Genomic DNA, 19,839 nt, shown 5'->3' with positions numbered 1-19,839 from the left:
AATGCCGCCACGCAAGTGAACTGGCTCACAGTCAATCAACATTTCCATTGGTGGACCCAGCGTCGCTACTGTAGGATGGTGCACAGCACTACACACGCTTAACGCGAACCTGTTTCGGCGATTTTTAACATCTCATCAATATGACGCGCGGATACCGCGTATCGGGGGACGGGGCATGCGTCGCAAGACGATCTTTCTCATCGGGCTGTTGATTGTCGCCGGCGTCATCTACTTCAAGGACGATATCGAAACGGTGGTGAGCGGCTTCCGCGTCAAGGCCGTCGACTACCAGCCGCCGGCAAAGACCGTATGGCTGGATCAGAGTGTCAGCGCCGAACGGCTGCGCTGGTTCTATCACGCCGACCAGGGGACCAGGACCTTCGGCATTCCCCTTGAATGGTTCATGGCGCTGGAGCAGCCGACGGTCTGGCCGCTGTTCACGGCCGCACCGCGGCTCAGCGAGACCAGTTATCTCGGCCGCTTCGGTTTTATTCGCGACACCGTGATTCCGGGCAAGCCCGATGCGCTGCCGATCGGCTTCGCGCAGGGCGCCCCGATGGCGGATGCCAAAGGCGCGCCGTGGCGCAACCCGCACAGCAAGGCCGACATGACCGGGGTCGGGCTGACCTGCGCCGCCTGCCACACCGGAAGCTTCAGCTATCGCGGCACCGAGATCGTGATCGATGGCGGACCGGCCAACACCAACCTGTTCGAATTCCAGAAGAGCGTCGGCGTCTCGCTGCTGCTGACCCGGTTCTGGCCGGGCCGCTTCTCGCGCTTTGCCGACGAGATCCTCGGCAAGGAGGGCAGCCTCGGCGAGCGCATTGCGCTGCGCGGCCAGCTCGATCTCGTGCTGAAGCAATACGCCAATATCAACGCACTGGAGACCAAGGTCGCCGCCAACAGCGTCGAGGAAGGCTATGCACGGCTCGATGCGCTCAACCGGATCGGCAACCAGGTGTTCTCGATCGATCTGAACAATCCGAACAACTACGCCTCGCATTCGGCGCCGGTGCATTTCCCGCGGATATGGAACGCGCCGTGGTTCAGCTGGGTGCAATATGACGGCTCGATCATGCAGCCGATGGTGCGCAATGCCGGCGAGGCGCTCGGCGTCAGCGCCGAGCTTAACCTGCTCGATGAATCCAAGGGCTTGTTCAAATCGAGCGCGCGGATCGACATGCTGCACGAGATGGAACGGATGATCGCCGGCGAGCCGCCGAGCGAGGACAAGGGCTTTGGCGGCCTGGCATCGCCGAAATGGCCGGAGAACATCCTGCCGCAGATCAACATGGATCTCGCGAAGAAGGGCGGCGAGCTCTACAAGACGCACTGCCAAGGCTGCCACGGCCCGGCGATCGACAGCAAGGCGCTGCCCGCGAGCGAAGCCTTTGCGCTGTTCAAGGACAAGAAGCGCTGGATCAAGAACGACGCCGGCCAGCCGCTGCTCGACGTCGAGATGATTCCGATCAGCCAAATCGGCACCGACAGCGCGCAGGCCGAAGGTCTCGCGAGCCGCACGGTCGAGACGCCGGCCAATCTAAAGATCAAGGACGGCCGTTTCGGGCCGGCGCTCGGCGACCTCGTCGAGAAGGCCGTCGACTACTGGTACGACCAGAACAAGACCCCGACCGAGGATCGCAGGCGCATCAACGGCTACCGGCCAAACGAGATCCAGGCGCCGCTCGCCTACAAGGTCCGGCCGCTCAACGGCATCTGGGCGACCCCGCCCTACCTGCACAACGGCTCGGTCCCGACCATCTACGCGCTGCTGTCGCCGGTGAAGGACCGTCCCTCGACCTTCCATCTCGGCAGCCGGGAGTATGATCCCAAGGATCTCGGCTATGTCTGGAAGGACAATATCAAGAACGCCTTCGTGCTCGACACCACCAAGCGCGGCAACAGCAATTCCGGCCACGAATTCGCGAACGAGAAGCGCGCCGGCGTGATCGGGCCGGAGCTGAAGGAAGACGAGCGCCGCGCTTTGATCGAGTTCATCAAGACGCTGTAGTCCACGACCGAGCTGCACTCCCTCTCCCGCTTGCGGGGAGGGTTGGGGTGGGGGTGTCTCCGCGGCGGCATTACCGGTGAGGAGCGAGCCCCCACATCACATCTATCGTTGTGCTGCGGCCTCCCTCGCAAGCGGAAGAGGCGAACCGAGTTCGCGGGGCGGACGCGTCGCATGTTCTACGTCCGACACAGTCGGCGAGTTATCGGTCTACCCGCTCGGATGGCCGTCTCCTCAACTCTTCGGCGCGGGCTGCCGGCGCGCCGGGCGGGTCATGGCTTCAAGCTCGAGGAGCTGGTTGAGCTCGGCCTCGGTCAGCAGCTTTTCCTCCAGCACGATGTCGGCGACCGAGCGGTTCTCCTGCAACGCGCGACGCGCCACGCGCGATGAGGCTTCGTAGCCGAGCGCCGGCGCCAACGCCGTGATCAGGCCGATCGAGCCCTGCACCAGGCTGCGGCAGCGCTCGCGGTCGGCCTCGATGCCGTCGACGCAGCGCTTGGTCAGCGTATCGACCGCCGCCGTCAGCATGCGGAGCGAGCTCAGGACGCAGTAGCCTATGGTGGGCTCGAACGCGTTGAGCTGCAGCTGGCCGCCTTCGGCGCACATCGTCACCGTGAGGTCGTGCCCGATCACCAGGAAAGCCACCTGGTTGACCACCTCGGGGATCACGGGATTGACCTTGCCGGGCATGATCGAGGAGCCGGCCTGCACCGCAGGCAGGCGGATTTCGCCGATGCCGGTGCGCGGCCCGGACGACAACAGCCGCAGGTCGTTGCAGATCTTCGACAGCTTGACCGCGACGCGCTTGAGCACGCCGGAGAACAGCACGAAGGCGCCGAGATCGGACGTCGCCTCGATCAGGTTCGAAGCGAGCACCATCGGCTGCCCGGACAGCCGTGACAATTCCTCGACCGCGAGCGCGGCATAGCGCGGGTCGGCATTGATGCCGGTGCCGATCGCGGTGGCGCCGAGATTGATCTCGCGGAACAGGCTGGAAATCTCGTTCAGCCGCGCGACATCCTCCTTTACAGTCACATGGAAGGCATCGAACTCCTGGCCGAGCGTCATCGGCACCGCATCCTGAAGCTGGGTGCGCCCCATCTTCAACACGTCGGCGAACTCCACCGCCTTGCCCTTGAAGGCGTAGGCGAGATCACCCAGCGCACGCGTCAGCGGCTGGGTGGCGAAGATCACCGCGAGCCGCAGCGCGGTCGGATAGGCGTCGTTGGTCGACTGCGCCATGTTGACGTCGTCGTTCGGATGCAGCGCGTGATAGTCGCCGGGCTTGCGGCCCATCAGCCGCAGCGCGACGTTGGCGATCACCTCGTTGGCGTTCATGTTGGTCGAGGTGCCGGCGCCGCCCTGGATCGCGTCGACGACAAAGGATTCGGCATAGACCTTGTCGGTTGCGATCAGGGTGCAGGCCGCCTCGATCGCATCCGCCTTCTCGGGCGCGAGATAGCCGAGCCGTTTGTTGGCGCGCGCGGCGGCCTGCTTGACCAGCGCCAGCGCGCGGACGAATTCCGGGAAGTGGCCGACCGGCACGCCGGTGATCGGAAAGTTCACCACCGCGCGCTTGGTGTGGATGCCCCACAGCGCGTCGGCCGGCACGTCGTCCTCGCCAAGCAGATCGTGCTCGGTGCGCGACTGCGCCTGTCCGATCGGCACGGTGCGGACGGTCGCGATCGCGAGCTCGCTCACGCCACCGCTGTCGCCGGAGGGTGGCGCGGCGCCTGCAGTGTTGGCGGTCTCAACCTTCGATTCGGCCATCGGGTCCCTCCGTTATCTGCTGCAAATCCTGTCGTCAGCGACGGCAGCCATGATGCGCCGGACATGCATCGAAAGCCAATGCCTGTCGGCAGAGTCTTGCACGCCGGCGAACCGAAAAACGCGGAAAAGCGGCGTTGGCGTGCGCCGAACCGGGAATCGAGGACGCTGCCTTATCCATCATGATAACAACAACTTATAGCTCCATATCGCGGTTCGCCCTGCAACAGGTGCGGCTGCTTTCTCCGCCCCGTCATCGCGTGCTAGATCAGCATCGAATGGCGCAAGGGCGCTGCCGACACTGAACGAACCAAGGGCCAAAGCCGTGTCCAACAACAACGAAGCGATGACCATCAAATTCCGCTGCCCGCCGGAGCTCGAGGGCAAGATTCCGCCGCCGATGCCTGCGTCATTGGGTCTTCCCGGATGGCTCAAGGCGATGCCGACGCAGGCCTTCAATGCAATGAGCAATCGCGAGGAGGATACCGTCAAGCGCTGCCCGCCATTCGTCGATGCGATGACATCGGGTTTCCTGTTGCCGCTGGTCTGCGATATCAAGGTCGAGAATGGCGCGATCACGTGGGACAACGACCTTCCGGCCGGGGGCGCGCTCGAATTCCCGCGCTCGCCGGTCGGATTCCACGACGAAAGCCAAGTAGCCGGCTCGCCACTGTTCGAGCCCGACCGCTTCGTCATCAAGTTTGTCAATCTGTGGACCATCGAGGCGCCGGCGGGCTACTCGCTGTTCTTCACGCATCCCGTCAATCGGTTCGACCTGCCGTTCACCACGCTGACCGGCCTCGTCGATTGCGATCTGTTTCACGACAGCTGGGTTCATTTCCCGGCACGCTGGCACGACACCAAGTTCAACGGCGTATTGCCCAAGGGCACGCCGGTTGCGCAATGCTTCCCGGTGAAGCGCGAAAACTGGATCGCGCAGACCGCGGCGATGACGCCGGATGAAACATCGCGCGCACAGGAACTGTCCAACAGGATGGCCCGCGAACCTGGGCTCTATCGCCGGCAGTTTCGGACGTAGACCGGGCGCAGGTGATAGAACAGACCGCCGGCCGGCTCCACCAGGGCTGGATCGCCTAGCTCAGAAATTCTGCGAACGCGCTGCGACGGAAGAAGAAGCGGCCATGCGATGACATGATCAGCGCGGCCGTCGTGCGGCCGATCATTTGCGGCCGGCCGCGCAACGCCAGACGCAAATTGGCTTCGCCGGCAGCGCGGTCGCCCATTTCCAGAAGACTGGCGGAGAAGCTCAGACGCATCAGGGGGTCGTCGGGGCGCTGCGCCACCACGTGACGGTAGAGATCCGCCGCAGCCGCGTATTCGCCATCGAGCAGCAGCACGCGCGCGAGCGCGGCCAGTACATCCGGATGTCCCGGCGCCGCAGTGCGCAGCTTCTCCAGAATCTCGCGCGCTCGGCCGCGCTCATTGCGTTGGGGCAGGAGCTGCGCGAGCAGGAGCTGAAACTCAAGGCTCCCGGGCGCGAGAACGAGCGCGCTCTCAATGACGGCAACCGCCTCGTCGATGCGGCCGGCCGAGTGCAATTGCCCTGCCAGCGCCTGAAATGCAGGCAGGTACGGTGGCCGCCGCGCGGTGGTTCGCCGCAGCAAATCGATCGCGTCGCTGCCGCGACCGGCGCCGCCGAATGCCGCGCCGAGCAGGGTCTCGAGGCCGGGATCCTCGACGCGGCGCACGGCTCGCTCGAGCGGCGCGATCGCCTCCTCGTTGCGGTTCTGGATCATCAGTGCCCGCGCCAGGATCGAGGCCGCGCCGACATCGGTCCGGTTTGCCTTCAAGACTTCCGCCGCCAGCCGCTCGGCCTCGACGACCTGTCCCATCTGCAATGCGACCACGGCGCGTTGCAGAAGCGGGGATGGGCTGGGCCCGCGATTGGCGGAAGGAGGCGGAGGTTTCGGCATGCGGCCCGTCGTGAGATGATCCTCTCAGCCGTTATCACTGCCGCCGACAGAGCTCCAGCGAAAGTCGCATCCGGGCGGCACACGCTTGCGACATTGCAGTGCTGCGCCGGCCGCAACTCCGCCGGCCATGGTCCGGAATCTCGGAATCAACCATCGATTGGCGCAAGGAAGCTCCGAACAGACAGGATGCTGATCTGCGGAGCGGGTCAGGCGAAAATGGCGATCCCGGGAAGACTCGAACTTCCGACCTACGGTTTAGGAAACCGTCGCTCTATCCGGCTGAGCTACGGGACCGCATCGCCCGCAGCGAAGACGCAGGCTTGGCCTTCCCATAGCAGAGGAGCCGGGTGATCGCCAGCCCGCGCCATGCCGGTCGCGCGCGAAGGTGCGCAAGGTTCGGCGCTTCGCGTGTTACGCCACCTGCCGGGCCGGGCTCGAGGCAGCATCGGCCGCGCTGGCCCGACGCGCCGGCAGAAACTCGATGGCCTCATCCTTCAGCGAGCCGAAGCGCAGCGTCATGATGTCGAGTGCATAGTTCTGGTAAAGGCGCCACGGCCGGCGCGAGCCCTGCTTGGGGAACCTGGCGGCGGCGCGCTGGATATAGCCTGAGGAGAAATCCACCCAGGGCAGTTCGGTGACGGTCGGATCGTTCCGCCGCGGCGTGACCTGCGCGTAGCCATTCGCCTTCATGTGATTGAGCACGCGGCAGACATATTCGCAGGTCAGGTCGCATTTCAGCGTCCAGGATGCGTTGGTGTAGCCGAAGGCGGCGGCGAGGTTCGGCACGCCCGAGTACATCAGCCCCTTGTAGTTCATGGTCTTCGACAGATCGACGCCGGCACCGTCAACATTGATCTCGAGCCCGCCGAGCACCTGCAGATCGAGGCCGGTCGCGGTCACCACGACGTCGGCGTCGAGCACATTGCCGCTCCTGAGCTTGATGCCGCCGGGCGTGAAGGTCTCGATCTGGTCGGTCACCACAGACGATCCGCCGCTGCGCAGCGATCGAAAGAGATCACCGTTCGGCACCAGGCAGAGCCGCTGGTCCCACGGATTGTAGCTCGGCGTGAAATGGGTGGCGACGTCGTAGTCGGGACCGAGTGCATGGCGCACGCCGCCGAGGATCAGCTTCTTCACGCGCTCCGGATCGCGCTTGCAGAGCCGGTAGAAATACATGCCGAACAGCACGTTCTTCCAGCGCGTGATGCCGTAGGCGAGCTTGGCGGACAGCCGCGCGCGAAGCCAGTTGGCGACCTTGTCCTCATCGGGCCGCGCCACGACATAGGTCGGCGAACGTTGCAGCATCGTGACATGGGCGGCGGTCTTGGCCATTTCCGGCACCAGCGTCACCGCGGTTGCGCCGCTGCCGATCACCACCACCTTCTTGCCGGCGTAGTCGATGTCGTCGGTCCACTTCTGCGGATGCACGACGCGGCCGGCGAAATCGGCGATGCCGGGGAAATCCGGCGTATAGCCGTGCTCATATTTGTAGTAGCCGCTGCACATGAACAGGAAGTTGCAGGTGAGACGCTCGATCGTCTTCTCCGGCCCGCGCTCGACTTCGACCGCCCATTGTGAGTCGGCCGATGACCAGTCGGCGCGCACGACGCGGTGGTTGAAGCGGATCTTCTTGTCGATGCCGTACATGCGGGCGGTCTCGCGCACATAATTCAGGATCGAGGGACCGTCGGCGATCGCCTTCGGTTCGGTCCACGGCCGGAACGAATAGCCGAGCGTGTACATGTCGGAGTCGGAGCGGATGCCGGGATAGCGGAACAGGTCCCAGGTGCCGCCGATGCAATCGCGGCCTTCGAGAATGGCGTAGCTGCGGTCCGGGCAGTTGGTCTGCAAATGGTAGCCGGCGCCGATGCCCGACAGGCCCGCGCCCACGATCAACACGTCGAAATGAGCGGACATGCCCCGATCCTCCCGTGGCAGTATTGACAATCCGTATTGTCAGATAACTTGACATCTGACAATGCCTCATGTCAATACATTTTCATGGCAAGCAGCCGGAAAGCCCGTCTCTATGGCGGTATGGACGCCGAGGAACGCCGCGCCGAGCGGCGGCTCAAGCTGATCGACGCGGCGATCGAGGTCTATGGCGAGGTCGGCTATCGCGGCGCGACCGTAAAGGCGATCTGCGAAGCGGCCGAGCTGACCGAGCGCTATTTCTACGAATCCTTTGCCAACAGCGAGGCGCTGCTGATCGCGGCCTACAACCATGTCGTCGGCCACCTGCATGAGGAGATGACGGCTGCCGCCGCAGCCGGCGGCGACGATGCCGAAGCAAGGTTGCGCGCCGCGCTGACACTGTATTTCACGCGCTTGAAGGAGCACCCGAAACCCGCGCGGGTCTTTCTGCTGGAAATCTCCGGCATCAGTCCGGCGGTCGATGCCGTCAAGCTCGACGCTCTGCGCGTCTTCAGCGACATCCTGGTGCCGCCGGCACCCGATCCGAAACGCAGCGACAAGGGCGCGACAGCCACGCTGCTTTCGATCGGCATGGTCGGCGCCGTCATCTCGATCGCGTTGCGCTGGGTGTCGAAGCACTATCCGCAACCGGTCGAGGACGTCGTCGCGATCGCCGCCAGCTTCTGCCGCGTCGCACTGATCGAGGCCGATCGCCGCCAGGATTTGCGTTCACCGTAGCGGCCGGATTGGGCGGGCCGGCCGGATCCGCCGATTTTCGATCATGTTTCGACGGGGTTTCCGGGCCCGGCCTCGGCCACGAGGTCGATTTCGCTTGCATGTCGGGCGGCCGGGGCTTCCTTATGCATGGTACCGGGCGGAAGCAGGTCGAGCCTGTTTCGTCCTGTGAAACAATCAAAATCCGGGCGGAGCTGAGCCTTTGGTCGACCTGCACAGGCTTGACGATGTGACCGCGCGCCTCGGCGACGTGGTTCTCAATCCGGCGACCTGGCCGTCCTTCATGGACGAGGTCTGCGCTGCGGTCGGCGCGACCGGGGCCGCGATGCTTCAGAGCGATATCCGGACCGAAGACATTCCGCGCACGGAATCGATCTCCGACTATTTCACCAAGACCTATTTCCCGTCCAATCTTCACCTCACCGACATCCGCGCGGCACGCGGCGTGCCGCTGATGCACGCCGGCGTCGATGTCATCACCGATGGTGATCTGTTCCAGTCCGAAGCCGAAATGTTGCGCGATCCGCTCTACGCCACGCTCGGCGAATTCGGATTGAAATGGTTCGCCGCGATCGGCTTCCACTCCGGCCCGGCATTGTGGGCATTGACTATCCAGCGCACGCCCAAGGAAGGCATGTTCGACGCCGATGAGGTCAAGGCGCTGTCAAGGGTGTCGGCGCGGCTCACCGAAGCCGCGACGCTGTCCGCCGCCGTCGGCCGCTCCGCGCTATCGGGCATCACCAGCGCGCTCGACCTGATCGAGATCGCGGCGATTGCCGTCGGCCGCTTCGGCGCCGTCATCGGCATGAACGGCCAGGCGGAAGCCTGCCTCGGCCACGACCTGACGATCCGCAACAACCGCCTCACCTTGCTCGACCGGCAGGCCAATGCCGATCTCACCAGGTTGATCGATCAGCTGGCCCACAGCTCGGACTTGCACCCACTACCGTCGTCGCCGGTCGTGGTGCGCAGGATCGACAAGCGGCCGATCGTGATCCAGATGCAACCGGTGCCCCCCGCCGCGCGCTCGCCGTTCCTGGGAGCGCGCGCGATCCTGTTGATCCGCGATCTCGAAGGCAGCGCCGCGTTCGATCAGGCACTGCTGGCGGCGACTTTCGAGCTGACGCCGGCGCAGGCGCGCCTTGCTACGCGGCTTGCGCGCGGCGATTCGGTTGAAGCCGCCGCGCAGGAGGCAGGCATTGCCCTCGCCACCGCGCGCAATCAGCTCAAGACGATCTTCCAGAAGACCGGCACGCATCGGCAGGCGGAACTCGTCGCATTGCTGCACAAGGTGAAGTGAACGATTCGAGACGAATTGTTCTGATCTTCGCTCGTCTCAGATGAGAATTCTTCAAATATTCCAATGCCGCGCGTGGTTGTGTTCCATCAGACGCAGCGGCTGGATCGCCGGTCCACAGGTCAGGGAAATCGTCGGGTTCCGGGGTGACAAGCGTCACTAAAATGGCGACAATCTGCTCACTCTGTGTCGTTCGGGTTTGATTGCAATGTCCGTGATGCCGTCACGATCATCGACGTTGGCTGTTGCCGTTTTCGTCGCGGCTTGCGGGCTCGCGCCAATGAGTGCGCATGCGCAATGGTGGCGCAGCGGGCCGAAGGACTTTGAGGATTGTGCCGACCTCGCCGAGAAGGCGAAGACCAAGGAAGACAGGACCGCACAACTCGCCGATTGCAACGCCAAGTTCGCCGGACGCCGCAAGCCCGGGGGCGGCTACACCTATTACGACTTCATGCAGGACCGCAGCTTCGACATCGCGGGTCCCAATCCGACACCGGACGAGCAGAAGAAGATCGATCAGGAATATACCGGCTACCTCGAGCAGCAGCGCCGCTCGAGCATTGTCGCAGCGTTCAATGCCAAGCAGCTCGAGCGCCAGGAAAAGCCGCAGGAACGGCCGCCGCAAATCCAGCAGGCGTCATTGCACAGTGAGCCGGTGCACGGCGAGCCGGCGAAAGTCCCCGTCCCGGTCGCACGGCCGGCCAAGCCGCGGGTTGCTGCCCTTCCTCCGAAGGTGCGGCCGCAGGGGAGCTGTGCGAAGGGCACGTTCTCCTGCGAATGGCCGCGGCTTTCCGAGGGATTGGACGGCTTGAAGAAGCTGTTCACGCCGGCCTCACCGCCGCCGACTGCGCTCGCGAAGCGCAACTAACGCAACATCAATCAGTAATCACCATCGCCCAGAACCTGCGGTACGGCGACTTCGGATTATCGACGAAGGCCACACCCACGCGCTTCGCGCCCGGCATCAACAGGTTCTCGCGATGGCCCCGCGAATTCTCCCACTGCTTCAGCATCTCGGCGAAGGCGATGAACCCTGCGCCGATATTTTCGGCCGCGCGCCGTTTCTTGAGCGGCGCGATGCGCGTGAAGAAGCTGCCGCCCGCCGAATGGCTGACCGATCCGGTCGCCGACATCGCCTGCGCCTGCTTCAGCGCCATCGCATTCAGCTTCGCGTCGAGCTTCACCGCCGGCATGCGGTTGGCGCGCCGGTAGGCACTGATCGAACCGGCATAGTCGGCGGCGCTTGCGGTCGCAATCGAGCCAAGCAGAAGGGTGAGCGCGAGAACGAGCGGCTTCATCTCAGATATTCTCTCTCATGGATCAGCGCGCGCGACCGCGCCTGTGGTGTTTGGGCGGGACAGGTTTGTGGGCAGGCGAAGCCGACCGGCTCGATGCCGCAGCGGCGGCGCGCTGCTCCTGCAAGCGCGCATCATAGCCCGGCGAGGGCACCACGGTCGGCGGGGCCGCGCGGACCGGGCCGGTGCCAAGCGCAACGAGCGTGAGCAGCATGATGCAGAATCGTTTCATGATGTCGTCTCCCGGTTGTCCGATCGATCTGGCGGACGATCATCGGCGCTCATGGCAACGCCGCACGAATCTGCTCCGGCGTCAGCCCTGGCGAGCCTTTACCGTCGGCCTCCGCCTTCCGGATCAGCGCGATGATGCGGCGCGACAGCGGAACCTCGAGGCCGCGGCGATCCCCGATCGCGGTAATCACGCCCTGCAGATAGTCGATCTCGGTACGGCGGCCGCGCTGCAGATCTTCCCACATCGAGGAGCGCGCCTCCGGATCGATCTTCATGGTGCGGCCAAGCAGCATGTCGAACAGCACATCCGGAAGCCGCAGCAAATGCGGCATCCAGCTTGAAGGAAGCGGCGTCGGCGAGACCGGTGCAATCCCCTCAGCGCGAACCGCGGCCAGGCCCTCGGCCATCTGGTCGGCGAGCAATTGTCGCCAGCCGCGCTGCGCGAGTTGCTGCCGCAGCGGAATGTTGGACAGCGCATTGAGCGCATTGTTGAGATTGACGACCAGCTTGCCCCACTGCACGCCGTCGATATTGCCGGTGCTGTTGACCGCAAGGCCCGGCACCGAGAGCCTCGCCGCGGTGTCCGCGTCATCCTGCGCAATCACGATGTCGCCCGAGGTCGAGCGATGGAAGCGGCCGTCGCCGAGCGCAACCACGTTGAACGGCACCATGCCGCCGAGCACCTTGCGGCCGGGCAGATGATCGCGCAGCAGCGGCACGTTGCCGACGCCATTCTGCAGGCTGACCACCACGGCATCGGCAGGTGCGTGGCGTGCGATCAATTCGGCCATCTCGCTGGTATCGGCGCTCTTCACCGTCACCAGCACCGTCTGAACGTCGCGCAAGGTCGACGGATCGTCGGACAGAATGAGCCGGTCCACGGATACCGTTCGCTCCGAGCTATCGAAGCCGCTGATCCGCAAACCGTGAGCGGTGATTTCCCCGATCAGCCGCGGCCGCGCCAGCAGCGCGACGTGGCGGCCGGACGCAGCCAGCATTCCGCCGACGAAGCAGCCGATGCTTCCGGCGCCCGCGATACCGATCGGCCGGCCCTCGTTCATCTGGCTAAATGTCCATTCATCAAGCCTCGATAGCAGACCTTGGGTTGCCTGCCTATTTCGACGCCCCGCAGGCCGGGTGGCCCGCCTTGTATCCGTCATGGGCCGAAGCTATGTTTCCCGCTCGGGGCACGGTTGCGGCAGGAGACGATCATGGGTTTACTCGACGTACTCAACGGCATGCAGAACGGCCCTCGCGGTCCAAGCGCGCCAAGCACACCATCCGACAGTTCGAGCAGCAGCGGAATGTCGCCGATGACGATGGCCATCCTGGCCTTGCTCGCCTGGAAGGCGGTCAAGCACTTCTCTGGCGGCCAGCCTGACGCGAGCGCCCCTGAGCCGAAGCCGGCACAGGCGCCGCCGCTCCCGGGCAACGTCACAGCGAGCCTGCCTGGCGGCGCCGGTGGTGGCGGGCTCGGCGATCTGCTCAAGGGCGGCCTTGGCGGACTTCTGGCCGGCGGCGCAGCCGGCACTGTGCTGAGCGGCGGCCTCGGCGATCTGCTCAATCAATTGCAGCAGAAGGGCCATGGCGACGCGGCCAATTCCTGGGTCAGCAATGGTCCCAACAAGCAGATCGCGCCCGGCGATCTCGCCAACGCGCTCGGCGCCGACCAGATCAACTCGCTGGCGTCGCAGAGCGGCTTGTCGCGCGACGAGCTGCTGCAGGGCTTGAGCCAGTACCTGCCCGACGCGATCAATCATCTGACGCCGGACGGACGGGTGCCGAGCGGCGACGAGCTGCGCGGCAGACTTTAGCGGCAGCGTTGATTCCATCTGAGGAGGACGACAGTCATGGGCGGCATCATCTGGGTCATCATCGTCGGCTTTGTCGCGGGGATCATCGCGCGGCTCCTTTCACCAGGGCCCAATAATCCAAGCGGCTTCATTCTGACCACCGTGCTCGGCATCGCCGGCGCGTTTCTCGCGACCTTCATCGGCCAGGCCATCGGCCACTATGGTCCTGAACAAGGTGCCGGCTTCATTACCTCCACGATCGGCGCGCTGGTGGTGTTGTTCATCTGGAATCGGCTGGTCGCGGCACGTGTGATCCCGGATCTGGGAAACAGGTAGAGGCAGCCGCGGCACTCGTTCAAAATCAAAATGCCCGGGCTCGGCCCGGGCATTTTCGTTTCTGCGATGGCCCGTACGCCGATGGCCGGATCAAGCCCGGCCATTCACCGCGAGCGTCTCACTGAATGAGATGCATGCCGGCGTCCATGCGGACGAACTCGCCCGTCATGTTGCTCGACGCCGGACCCGCCAGGAAGCATACCAGGTTGGCGATATCGTCGGCGGTCGAAGCGACCTTCAGCGGCACGCGCGCGACCACGGCATCACGCACCTGCTTGGCGCCCGCCTCGCCGCGGCCCTTGGTGAACCAGGGCGTATCGATATAGCCCGGACACACGGTGTTGACGCGGATCAACGGCGCCAGCGCGCGCGCCAGCGACTGCGTCATGGTGTTGAGCGCGCCCTTGCTCGCGGCATAGGCGACCGACGAACCGCCGCCGGAAATGCCGGCGACGGAGGAGACGTTCACCACTGCCGACGGACGGCCCGATGCCTTCGCGCCGGCTTCGAGCAGCGCGCGTGCGGCACGGACCATCTGGAACGGGCCGATGGTGTTGACGGCATAGATGCGCTGGAAGTCTTCCGCGGTCAGGCCGTCGAGATCGTGATGCGGCACGTGCTTGGTGGTGCCGGCATTGTTGACGAGCACGTCGAGGCGGCCCCAGCCCTGCGCGGCAGCCGCGATCTTCTTGCAGTCCTCATCGCGCGAGACGTCGCCCTGCACCACCAGCACCTCCGCACCCTGCTTGCGGCAGGCTTCCGCAGTCGCTTCGGCTTCCGCCTTGCTGTTGGAATAGTTGATGATGAGGCGCGCGCCCTCGGTGGCGAGGATTTGCGCGGTGGCAGCGCCGAGTCCCGATGCCGACCCCGTCACGATCGCGCACAAACCATCCCTGGACATCTGCATTTTCCTTGTTGTGAGCCAGCTGAATTCCGGCGGTGGCATACCATATCGCGCGACATCTGATCTGAAAATCTGCGAAAACCGCGTCGCGGAATTTATTCATGATTGAGTGCATGCCGCCGCCGCAAGTGGCCCTGCGGGCAACGCTTGTCACGGCTATGGCTTTTCCCCATCATTGAGCGCAAGACAACATCGCAAACACGGTCCGCCTGATGGCCGGACCCAAGCCAATCAACACGAGGAACGCTGTGGCGGACAGTGAGAACATCGTCGCCGAGACCGCGGAAAAGATTTTCGCCGATCTCGCGGATGCCCAAACCATCAATCACGACAAGCAAGGCGCATGGAAGGCGCCGCTGTGGCAGGCGCTGACCGAAGCCGGCCTGCCGCTCTCCTGGGTGCCCGATGATCTCGGCGGTTCCGGCGCTAGTCTCGCGGAGGGTTTCAGTGTTCTCAACGTCGCCGGTCGGCATGCGATCGCTGTTCCGCTGGCTGAAACAATGCTGGCCGGCTGGCTGCTGACGCAAGGCAAGATCACATCTCCGGAAGGCGAGATGACCGTGCTACCGGCAAGCCCGAAGGAGCGCGTCACGCTTAACGCCGACGGCTCTCTATCCGGCCGCGCCCGCGGTGTGCCGTTCGCGAAAGACGCCAAACATTTCGCCGTGCTGGCAAGCGGCAATGGCGGCACCTCGATCGCGCTGGTCGATGCCGCGAAGTGCCGGATCGAATCCGGCGTCGGACTTGGCGGCGATCACAACGACACCGTCACGCTCGACAAGGTGCAGCCGGTCACGACCAAGGCGGCACCCAAGGGCTTTGACCAGACCACGCTGATGCTGATGGGCGGCGTGGTGCGCAGCCTGCAGATCGCCGGCGCACTGGAATCGATGCTCGACATTTCGGTGCGCTATTCCAACGAGCGCGTCGCCTTCGAGAAGAAGATCTCCAAATTCCAGGCGGTGCAGCACAACCTCGCCCGTCTCGCCGGCGAGTCCGCCGCGGCACTGGCCGCCGCGACCTCGGCGGCCGACACCGTCGTCAGCGCCAAGTCGCTCGACAACGACGCAGTGTTCCTCGAAGCGGCATCGGCAAAGATCCGCTGCTCGGAAGCGGCGGAGAAAGGCAGCACCATCGCCCACCAGGTGCACGGCGCGATCGGCTTTACCATCGAGCACATCCTGCACCGCTATTCATTGCGTGCGCTGGCCTGGCGCGACGATTTCGGCTCGGAGAGCTACTGGGCGGTCGAGCTCGGCAAGCTGGTCGCCAATCGTGGCGCCGACGAATTGTGGCCGCTGGTGGCTTCGCGCTGAGACCGGGACAGAGACATCATGACTGCAGCCCTTCGTTTCGATCCGATCCGCCTGCCGGAAAAATGCGAACAGCTCCGCAAGGAAGTGCGCGCCTTCCTCGCCGAGGAAATCGCCGCCGGCACCTTCGATCCCCACGCGCCGGACCGCGAGGACAATGACGCGCCGGAATTCTCCCGCCGCGTCGGCGCCAAGGGCTGGCTCGGCATGACCTGGCCGAAGAAATATGGCGGCCAGGAGCGCTCGTTCCTCGAGCGTTACGTGGTGACCGAGGAGATGCGGGTGGCGAACGCACCAACCCGGCGCTTCTTCGTCGCCGACCGCCAGAGCGGACCGGTGCTTTTGAAGTATGCGCCCGAGCACATCAAGATGGATATCCTGCCGCGCATCTGCCGCGGCGAGGTCTGCTTTGCCATCGGCATGAGCGAGCCGAATTCCGGCTCCGACCTGTTCGCGGCGAAGACGCGCGCGACCAGGACCGACGGCGGCTATCTCATCAACGGCACCAAGATCTGGACCTCGTCGGCGCACATCGCCGACTACATGATCGCGATCTTCCGGACCTCGCCGCCGACCAAGGAAAACCGCCGTCACGGCCTAACCCAGTTCCTGGTCAAGATGAAGCAGCCCGGCATTCAAGTGAACCCGATCGGCCAGATCACCGGCCAGTTCGAGTTCAACGAGGTCGTGTTCACCGACTACTTCGTGCCCGACGATCATGTGCTGGGCGAGGTCGACGGCGCCTGGAAGCAGGCGACATCGGAGCTTGCCTATGAGCGGTCCGGTCCCGAGCGCTTCCTCGAAACCTATTACGTGCTCACCGAGTTGGTGCGTGCGGTCGGCAAGAACCCGGATACCCGCAGTGCCGAGGGCATCGGGCGCCTGGTGGCACAGGTCCACACCATGCGCCGCATGTCGGTGTCGGTCGCAGGCATGCTGCAGGCCGGCAAGGAGCCGGTGGTGGAGGCCTCCATCGTCAAGGATATCGGCACGGTGTGGGAGCAGCAGCTGCCGCATCGCGTCCGCGATCTCGCGGCTTTCGTCGAGGAGACCGCGACCAATCGCGAAACGCTGGAAAAGCAGCTCGATTTCGCCATCAAGACCGCGCCCAAGCTGACGATCCAGGGCGGCACCACCGAAGTGCTGCGCGGCATCATCGCCCGCGGGCTCGGTCTGCGATAGCCGCGCGGGCTCGCTAGCACAAATTCAACGAGGACAGATCATGACCAAATACACGGATATCGGCGTCGAAACCCACGGCCATGTCGGCCTGATCGAAATCCGCAAGCCGCCGCTGAATTTCTTCGACGTTGCGCTGATCAACCAGATCGCTGATGCGCTGGAGGAGTTCGACAACAACATCGAGATCCGCGCCTCGGTGCTCGCCGCCCAAGGCAAGGCGTTCTGCGCCGGTGCCAATTTCGGCGATCCCGCCCGCCAGGAGCAGGAAGAGCGCTCCAAGAGCGATCCGGCATCGAACCTGCCGATCAATCATCTCTACGTTCAGGCGGTGCGCATCTTCCGCAACAAGAAGCCGATCGTCGCGGCGATCCATGGTGCCGCGATCGGCGGCGGCCTCGGCCTTGCCGTCTCCGCCGACTTCCGCGTCGCCTGCCCCGAGGCGCGCTTCTCGGCCAACTTCACCAAGCTCGGCTTCCATCCAGGTTTCGGCCTCACCACCACGCTGCCGGAGCTGATCGGCAAGAACAATGCCGAGCTGATGTTCTACACCAGCCGCCGCGTCACCGGCGAAGAGGCCTATCGCTGGGGCCTCGCCAACGTGCTGGTGCCGCAGGACCAAGTGCGGGCCGAGGCGATGAAGCTCGCGCAGGAGATCGCCGAATGCTCGCCGCTCGGCCTGGTCTCGACCCGCGCCACCATGCGCAGCAACCTCGCCGACCGCGTGCTCGCCGCGACCAACCACGAGCTGGCCGAGCAGACCGAGCTGCGCGCGACCGAAGACTTCAAGGAAGGTGTCAAGGCGACCGCCGAACGCCGCGTGGCGAACTTCAAGGGGCGGTGAGGCGCGAGCATCGCTCTCTCCACGGGTCGTCCCGGCGAAGGCCGGGACCCATAACTACCGATGCGAGTGGCGAGACAAGCCGACTCCCCTTGTGCCCTTTCCGCGGGCCGCGGCGTATGGGTCCCGGCCTGCGCCGGGACGACGTTGGGGAGATCGGTCGCTACTTTTTCGGCACCACCAGCGCATCGACGATGGTGACGCCCTGCCCCTCCGGATGCACCAGCACCGGATTGACTTCGATCTCGGCGATCTCGCTTCGGTGCTGCGCCGCCAGCACTGAAATCTGCGAGATCAACCGCGCCAGCGCCGCGACATCCGCTTTCGGCGCGCCGCGGAAGCCGTGCAGCAGCGGCGCGGCCTTCAGCGTCTCCAGCATCGCGATCGCCTCGGCCGGGCTCACCGGCGCCGGGCGATAGACCACATCCTTGAACAGCTCGGTCGTGATGCCGCCGAGCCCAACCATCACCATCGGCCCGAAGGTCGCGTCCGACATGGTGCCGACAATGATCTCGACGCCCTTCCTGGCCATCGGCCCGACCAGCACGCCCTGGATTGCGGCGTCCGGCCGCTGCTTCTGCACCGTCTCAAGCATGTCGCGATAGGCCGTGAACGCCGCGCCCTTGGCGGCGATGTTGACGCGGACGCCGCCGACCTCGCTCTTGTGCGCGATGGCAGGTGACTGGATTTTCATGACAAGTGGAAATCCGACCCGCTCGACCGCGGCGTCGAGCCCGTCGCGATCCGTTACCAGCACCTCGTCCGGCAGTGCGATGCCGGCGGCGCGCAGCAGCATCTTGCTATCATATTCGAAGAGTAGTGCCTTCGATGAGAGATGCGCAGAAAGATCGCGCGACTGCGACGCTGATGCCACCATGTCCGGCGCGGGCCTGAAGCTGGCATGATCCGCCAGCCGCCGCATCGCGACGCCGACGTGGGTCAGCCCCGAGAGCACCACCACGCCCGACTTCGCCAGCTCCTGCCGCGCGAACGGCGACGGCAGCGTATAGGAGTAGAACACCACCGGCTTGTTCTGCTTTGAGATCACCGGCTTCAGCTCTGCCTCCTTGAGCGGCATCCGCGTCTCGCTCGACAGCGACAGCACCACCAGCGTCGCGTCGACCTCGTCGGACGCGTCGAACAGCTCAATGCTGTTCTGCAGACCACCCGAGGAGACGCCCTGCGCGGTGACGTCGACCGGATTGCCCGCCGCGCCATAGGACGGCATCCATTGCTTGATCTGGCTCTGGATCGTGGCGGAAAGCTCCGGTACGCGCAGGCCCTGCATCGAGACGGTGTCGGCGCCCCAGATGCCGGCGCCACCTGATACCGTCAGTACCGCGACGCGATCGCCCTTCGGCAACGGGTTGGTGGTCAGAACCGCGGCGATGGTCACGGCCTCGTCGAGATCGTTGGAGACGATGAAGCCGTATTTCGCGAACACCGCGTCATAGGCTGCCGACCAGCCCGCCATACTCGCGGTGTGCGAGGCCGCCGCGCGTTCACCGGCGCCGGAGCGGCCGACCTTGGTCACGATCACGGGCTTTCTGAGCTCCGCCGCGCGTTTCGCCGCCGCGAGAAACTTGTCGACGTCCCTGATCCCCTCGATGAACAGCAGGATCACGTCGGTCGAGGGATCCTGCACCATGTAGTCGAAAAACTCGCCGGCGCCGAGATCGCTCTCATTGCCGGCGCTGACGACATAGCTGAGGGCTATACCGAGCGCCTTGGCGCGATGATAGATCGCAAAGCCGATGCCACCGCTCTGCGCGACGATGCCGATCCGCCGCCTGCTCGCGACCAGATCGGGCGCATCCGGCTTGACGTCGACGGTCGGGCTGAAGGTCGCGGCGACCTTCTGCACCTGGCTGTAAAACCCTTCGGCGTTGGGGCCGGAGATCCGCATCCCGGTCCGCTTCGCCAGCGCCACGATCGCCTCCTGCATGTCAGCGCTGTCGCCGCCCTCCTCGGCAAAGCCGGACGAGATGATGACCGTGTTCCTGACGCCGACCGAGGCGCACTGCTCCAGCGCCGGCAGCACTGCACGGGCGGGAATGACGATGACGGCAAGATCGATCGGCGCGCCGATATCGGCGATCGACTTGAAGCACCTCAGTCCGTCGATCTCGTCATAGTTCGGATTGATCGGATAGAGCGCGCCGGGATAGCCGTTCTTGCGCAGCATCGCGAGCAGCCGGCCGGGAATCTTCTCGTGATCGCGCGAGGCGCCGATCAGCGCGATGCTCCTGGGAGCGAAGAAGGAATCGAGCGGATGCGGCATGGGGCGTTCCA

At 64.8% G+C, this 19,839-nt stretch carries 19 protein-coding genes and 1 tRNA gene; 10 read left to right on the top strand and 10 right to left on the bottom strand.

Annotated features, from left to right (window positions below; translation table 11 throughout):
- The first annotated feature begins 175 nt into the window (after positions 1–175).
- Entirely contained in the window at positions 176–2,011 is a 1,836-nt protein-coding gene (locus ABIB78_RS10200) for a di-heme-cytochrome C peroxidase (protein WP_429024111.1), read from the top strand.
- Positions 2,012–2,242: 231 nt separating this feature from the next.
- On the opposite strand, the gene ABIB78_RS10195 is transcribed toward ABIB78_RS10200, so the two are convergent.
- On the bottom strand, positions 2,243–3,778 hold the full coding sequence (locus ABIB78_RS10195; RefSeq protein WP_429024110.1) for an aspartate ammonia-lyase: 1,536 nt from the start codon (positions 3,776–3,778) through the stop codon (positions 2,243–2,245).
- Positions 3,779–4,121: 343 nt separating this feature from the next.
- On the opposite strand from ABIB78_RS10195, the gene ABIB78_RS10190 reads away from it, so the two are divergent.
- The gene (locus ABIB78_RS10190; protein ID WP_429024495.1) at positions 4,122–4,814 is read left to right on the top strand and encodes a hypothetical protein; all 693 of its coding nucleotides are present in this window, start codon (positions 4,122–4,124) and stop codon (positions 4,812–4,814) included.
- A gap of 55 nt (positions 4,815–4,869) precedes the next feature.
- Here the strand turns inward: ABIB78_RS10190 and ABIB78_RS10185 are convergent, their stop codons facing one another.
- From ABIB78_RS10185 to ABIB78_RS10175, 3 genes are all read right to left on the bottom strand, one after another.
- Positions 4,870–5,643 carry a tetratricopeptide repeat protein gene (locus ABIB78_RS10185; protein ID WP_429024109.1) on the bottom strand — a complete coding sequence of 258 codons (774 nt, stop codon included), beginning with the start codon at positions 5,641–5,643 and terminating at the stop codon, positions 4,870–4,872.
- A 283-nt stretch (positions 5,644–5,926) separates the two neighbouring features.
- A tRNA-Arg gene (locus ABIB78_RS10180) sits at positions 5,927–6,003 on the bottom strand.
- Positions 6,004–6,120: 117 nt separating this feature from the next.
- Entirely contained in the window at positions 6,121–7,626 is a 1,506-nt protein-coding gene (locus ABIB78_RS10175) for a flavin-containing monooxygenase (protein ID WP_429024108.1), read from the bottom strand.
- A gap of 84 nt (positions 7,627–7,710) precedes the next feature.
- Here ABIB78_RS10175 and ABIB78_RS10170 point away from each other — a divergent pair, with 84 nt between their 5' ends.
- The 3 genes from ABIB78_RS10170 (at position 7,711) to ABIB78_RS10160 (ending at position 10,523) form a co-directional block, all read left to right on the top strand.
- Positions 7,711–8,361, top strand: coding sequence for a TetR/AcrR family transcriptional regulator (locus ABIB78_RS10170; RefSeq protein WP_429024107.1), 651 nt, complete (start codon positions 7,711–7,713; stop codon positions 8,359–8,361).
- Positions 8,362–8,560: 199 nt separating this feature from the next.
- Complete coding sequence (locus ABIB78_RS10165; RefSeq protein WP_429024106.1) at positions 8,561–9,658, top strand: helix-turn-helix transcriptional regulator; 1,098 nt, start codon at positions 8,561–8,563, stop codon at positions 9,656–9,658.
- A 277-nt stretch (positions 9,659–9,935) separates the two neighbouring features.
- Positions 9,936–10,523, top strand: coding sequence for a hypothetical protein (locus ABIB78_RS10160; protein WP_429024105.1), 588 nt, complete (start codon positions 9,936–9,938; stop codon positions 10,521–10,523).
- A gap of 7 nt (positions 10,524–10,530) precedes the next feature.
- On the opposite strand, the gene ABIB78_RS10155 is transcribed toward ABIB78_RS10160, so the two are convergent.
- From ABIB78_RS10155 to ABIB78_RS10140, 4 genes are all read right to left on the bottom strand, one after another.
- Positions 10,531–10,953: a CAP domain-containing protein gene (locus ABIB78_RS10155; RefSeq protein WP_429024104.1), complete on the bottom strand. Its 423-nt coding sequence runs from the start codon at positions 10,951–10,953 to the stop codon at positions 10,531–10,533.
- A 22-nt stretch (positions 10,954–10,975) separates the two neighbouring features.
- Positions 10,976–11,182 carry a hypothetical protein gene (locus ABIB78_RS10150; RefSeq protein WP_429024103.1) on the bottom strand — a complete coding sequence of 69 codons (207 nt, stop codon included), beginning with the start codon at positions 11,180–11,182 and terminating at the stop codon, positions 10,976–10,978.
- A 49-nt stretch (positions 11,183–11,231) separates the two neighbouring features.
- Positions 11,232–12,242 carry a 2-dehydropantoate 2-reductase gene (locus ABIB78_RS10145; protein WP_429024102.1) on the bottom strand — a complete coding sequence of 337 codons (1,011 nt, stop codon included), beginning with the start codon at positions 12,240–12,242 and terminating at the stop codon, positions 11,232–11,234.
- Between the two features lie 95 nt (positions 12,243–12,337).
- The gene (locus tag ABIB78_RS10140) at positions 12,338–12,508 is read right to left on the bottom strand and encodes a hypothetical protein (protein WP_429024524.1); all 171 of its coding nucleotides are present in this window, start codon (positions 12,506–12,508) and stop codon (positions 12,338–12,340) included.
- Here ABIB78_RS10140 and ABIB78_RS10135 point away from each other — a divergent pair.
- Both ABIB78_RS10135 and ABIB78_RS10130 read left to right on the top strand, forming a co-directional pair.
- Entirely contained in the window at positions 12,486–12,995 is a 510-nt protein-coding gene (locus ABIB78_RS10135; RefSeq protein ID WP_429024493.1) for a YidB family protein, read from the top strand. The genes ABIB78_RS10140 and ABIB78_RS10135 overlap by 23 nt on opposite strands.
- Positions 12,996–13,031: 36 nt before the next feature.
- Positions 13,032–13,310 (top strand): GlsB/YeaQ/YmgE family stress response membrane protein, encoded by a 279-nt coding sequence (locus ABIB78_RS10130; protein WP_429024101.1) that lies wholly within the window; start codon positions 13,032–13,034, stop codon positions 13,308–13,310.
- 118 nt (positions 13,311–13,428) lie between these two features.
- On the opposite strand, the gene ABIB78_RS10125 is transcribed toward ABIB78_RS10130, so the two are convergent.
- Positions 13,429–14,211 carry an SDR family NAD(P)-dependent oxidoreductase gene (locus tag ABIB78_RS10125; protein WP_429024100.1) on the bottom strand — a complete coding sequence of 261 codons (783 nt, stop codon included), beginning with the start codon at positions 14,209–14,211 and terminating at the stop codon, positions 13,429–13,431.
- 251 nt (positions 14,212–14,462) lie between these two features.
- Between ABIB78_RS10125 and ABIB78_RS10120 the strand changes: the two genes are divergently transcribed.
- The 3 genes from ABIB78_RS10120 to ABIB78_RS10110 are packed head-to-tail and all read left to right on the top strand — an operon-like array spanning position 14,463 to position 17,550.
- The gene (locus ABIB78_RS10120; protein ID WP_429024099.1) at positions 14,463–15,530 is read left to right on the top strand and encodes an acyl-CoA dehydrogenase family protein; all 1,068 of its coding nucleotides are present in this window, start codon (positions 14,463–14,465) and stop codon (positions 15,528–15,530) included.
- Between the two features lie 18 nt (positions 15,531–15,548).
- Positions 15,549–16,709 (top strand): acyl-CoA dehydrogenase family protein, encoded by a 1,161-nt coding sequence (locus ABIB78_RS10115; protein WP_429024098.1) that lies wholly within the window; start codon positions 15,549–15,551, stop codon positions 16,707–16,709.
- A 40-nt stretch (positions 16,710–16,749) separates the two neighbouring features.
- A complete protein-coding gene (locus tag ABIB78_RS10110) occupies positions 16,750–17,550 on the top strand; it encodes an enoyl-CoA hydratase/isomerase family protein (RefSeq protein ID WP_429024097.1) in 801 nt (266 codons plus the stop codon).
- 160 nt (positions 17,551–17,710) lie between these two features.
- Here ABIB78_RS10110 and ABIB78_RS10105 read toward each other — a convergent pair whose 3' ends face one another.
- Positions 17,711–19,828, bottom strand: a complete 2,118-nt coding sequence (locus ABIB78_RS10105; protein ID WP_429024096.1) for an acetate--CoA ligase family protein — start codon at positions 19,826–19,828, stop codon at positions 17,711–17,713.
- Between the last annotated feature and the right edge of the window lie 11 nt (positions 19,829–19,839).

This window comes from Bradyrhizobium sp. I1.14.4 (genome assembly GCF_050435825.1).
Lineage (GTDB): Bacteria > Pseudomonadota > Alphaproteobacteria > Rhizobiales > Xanthobacteraceae > Bradyrhizobium.
This window is presented reverse-complemented; position numbering and strand designations above follow the sequence as displayed.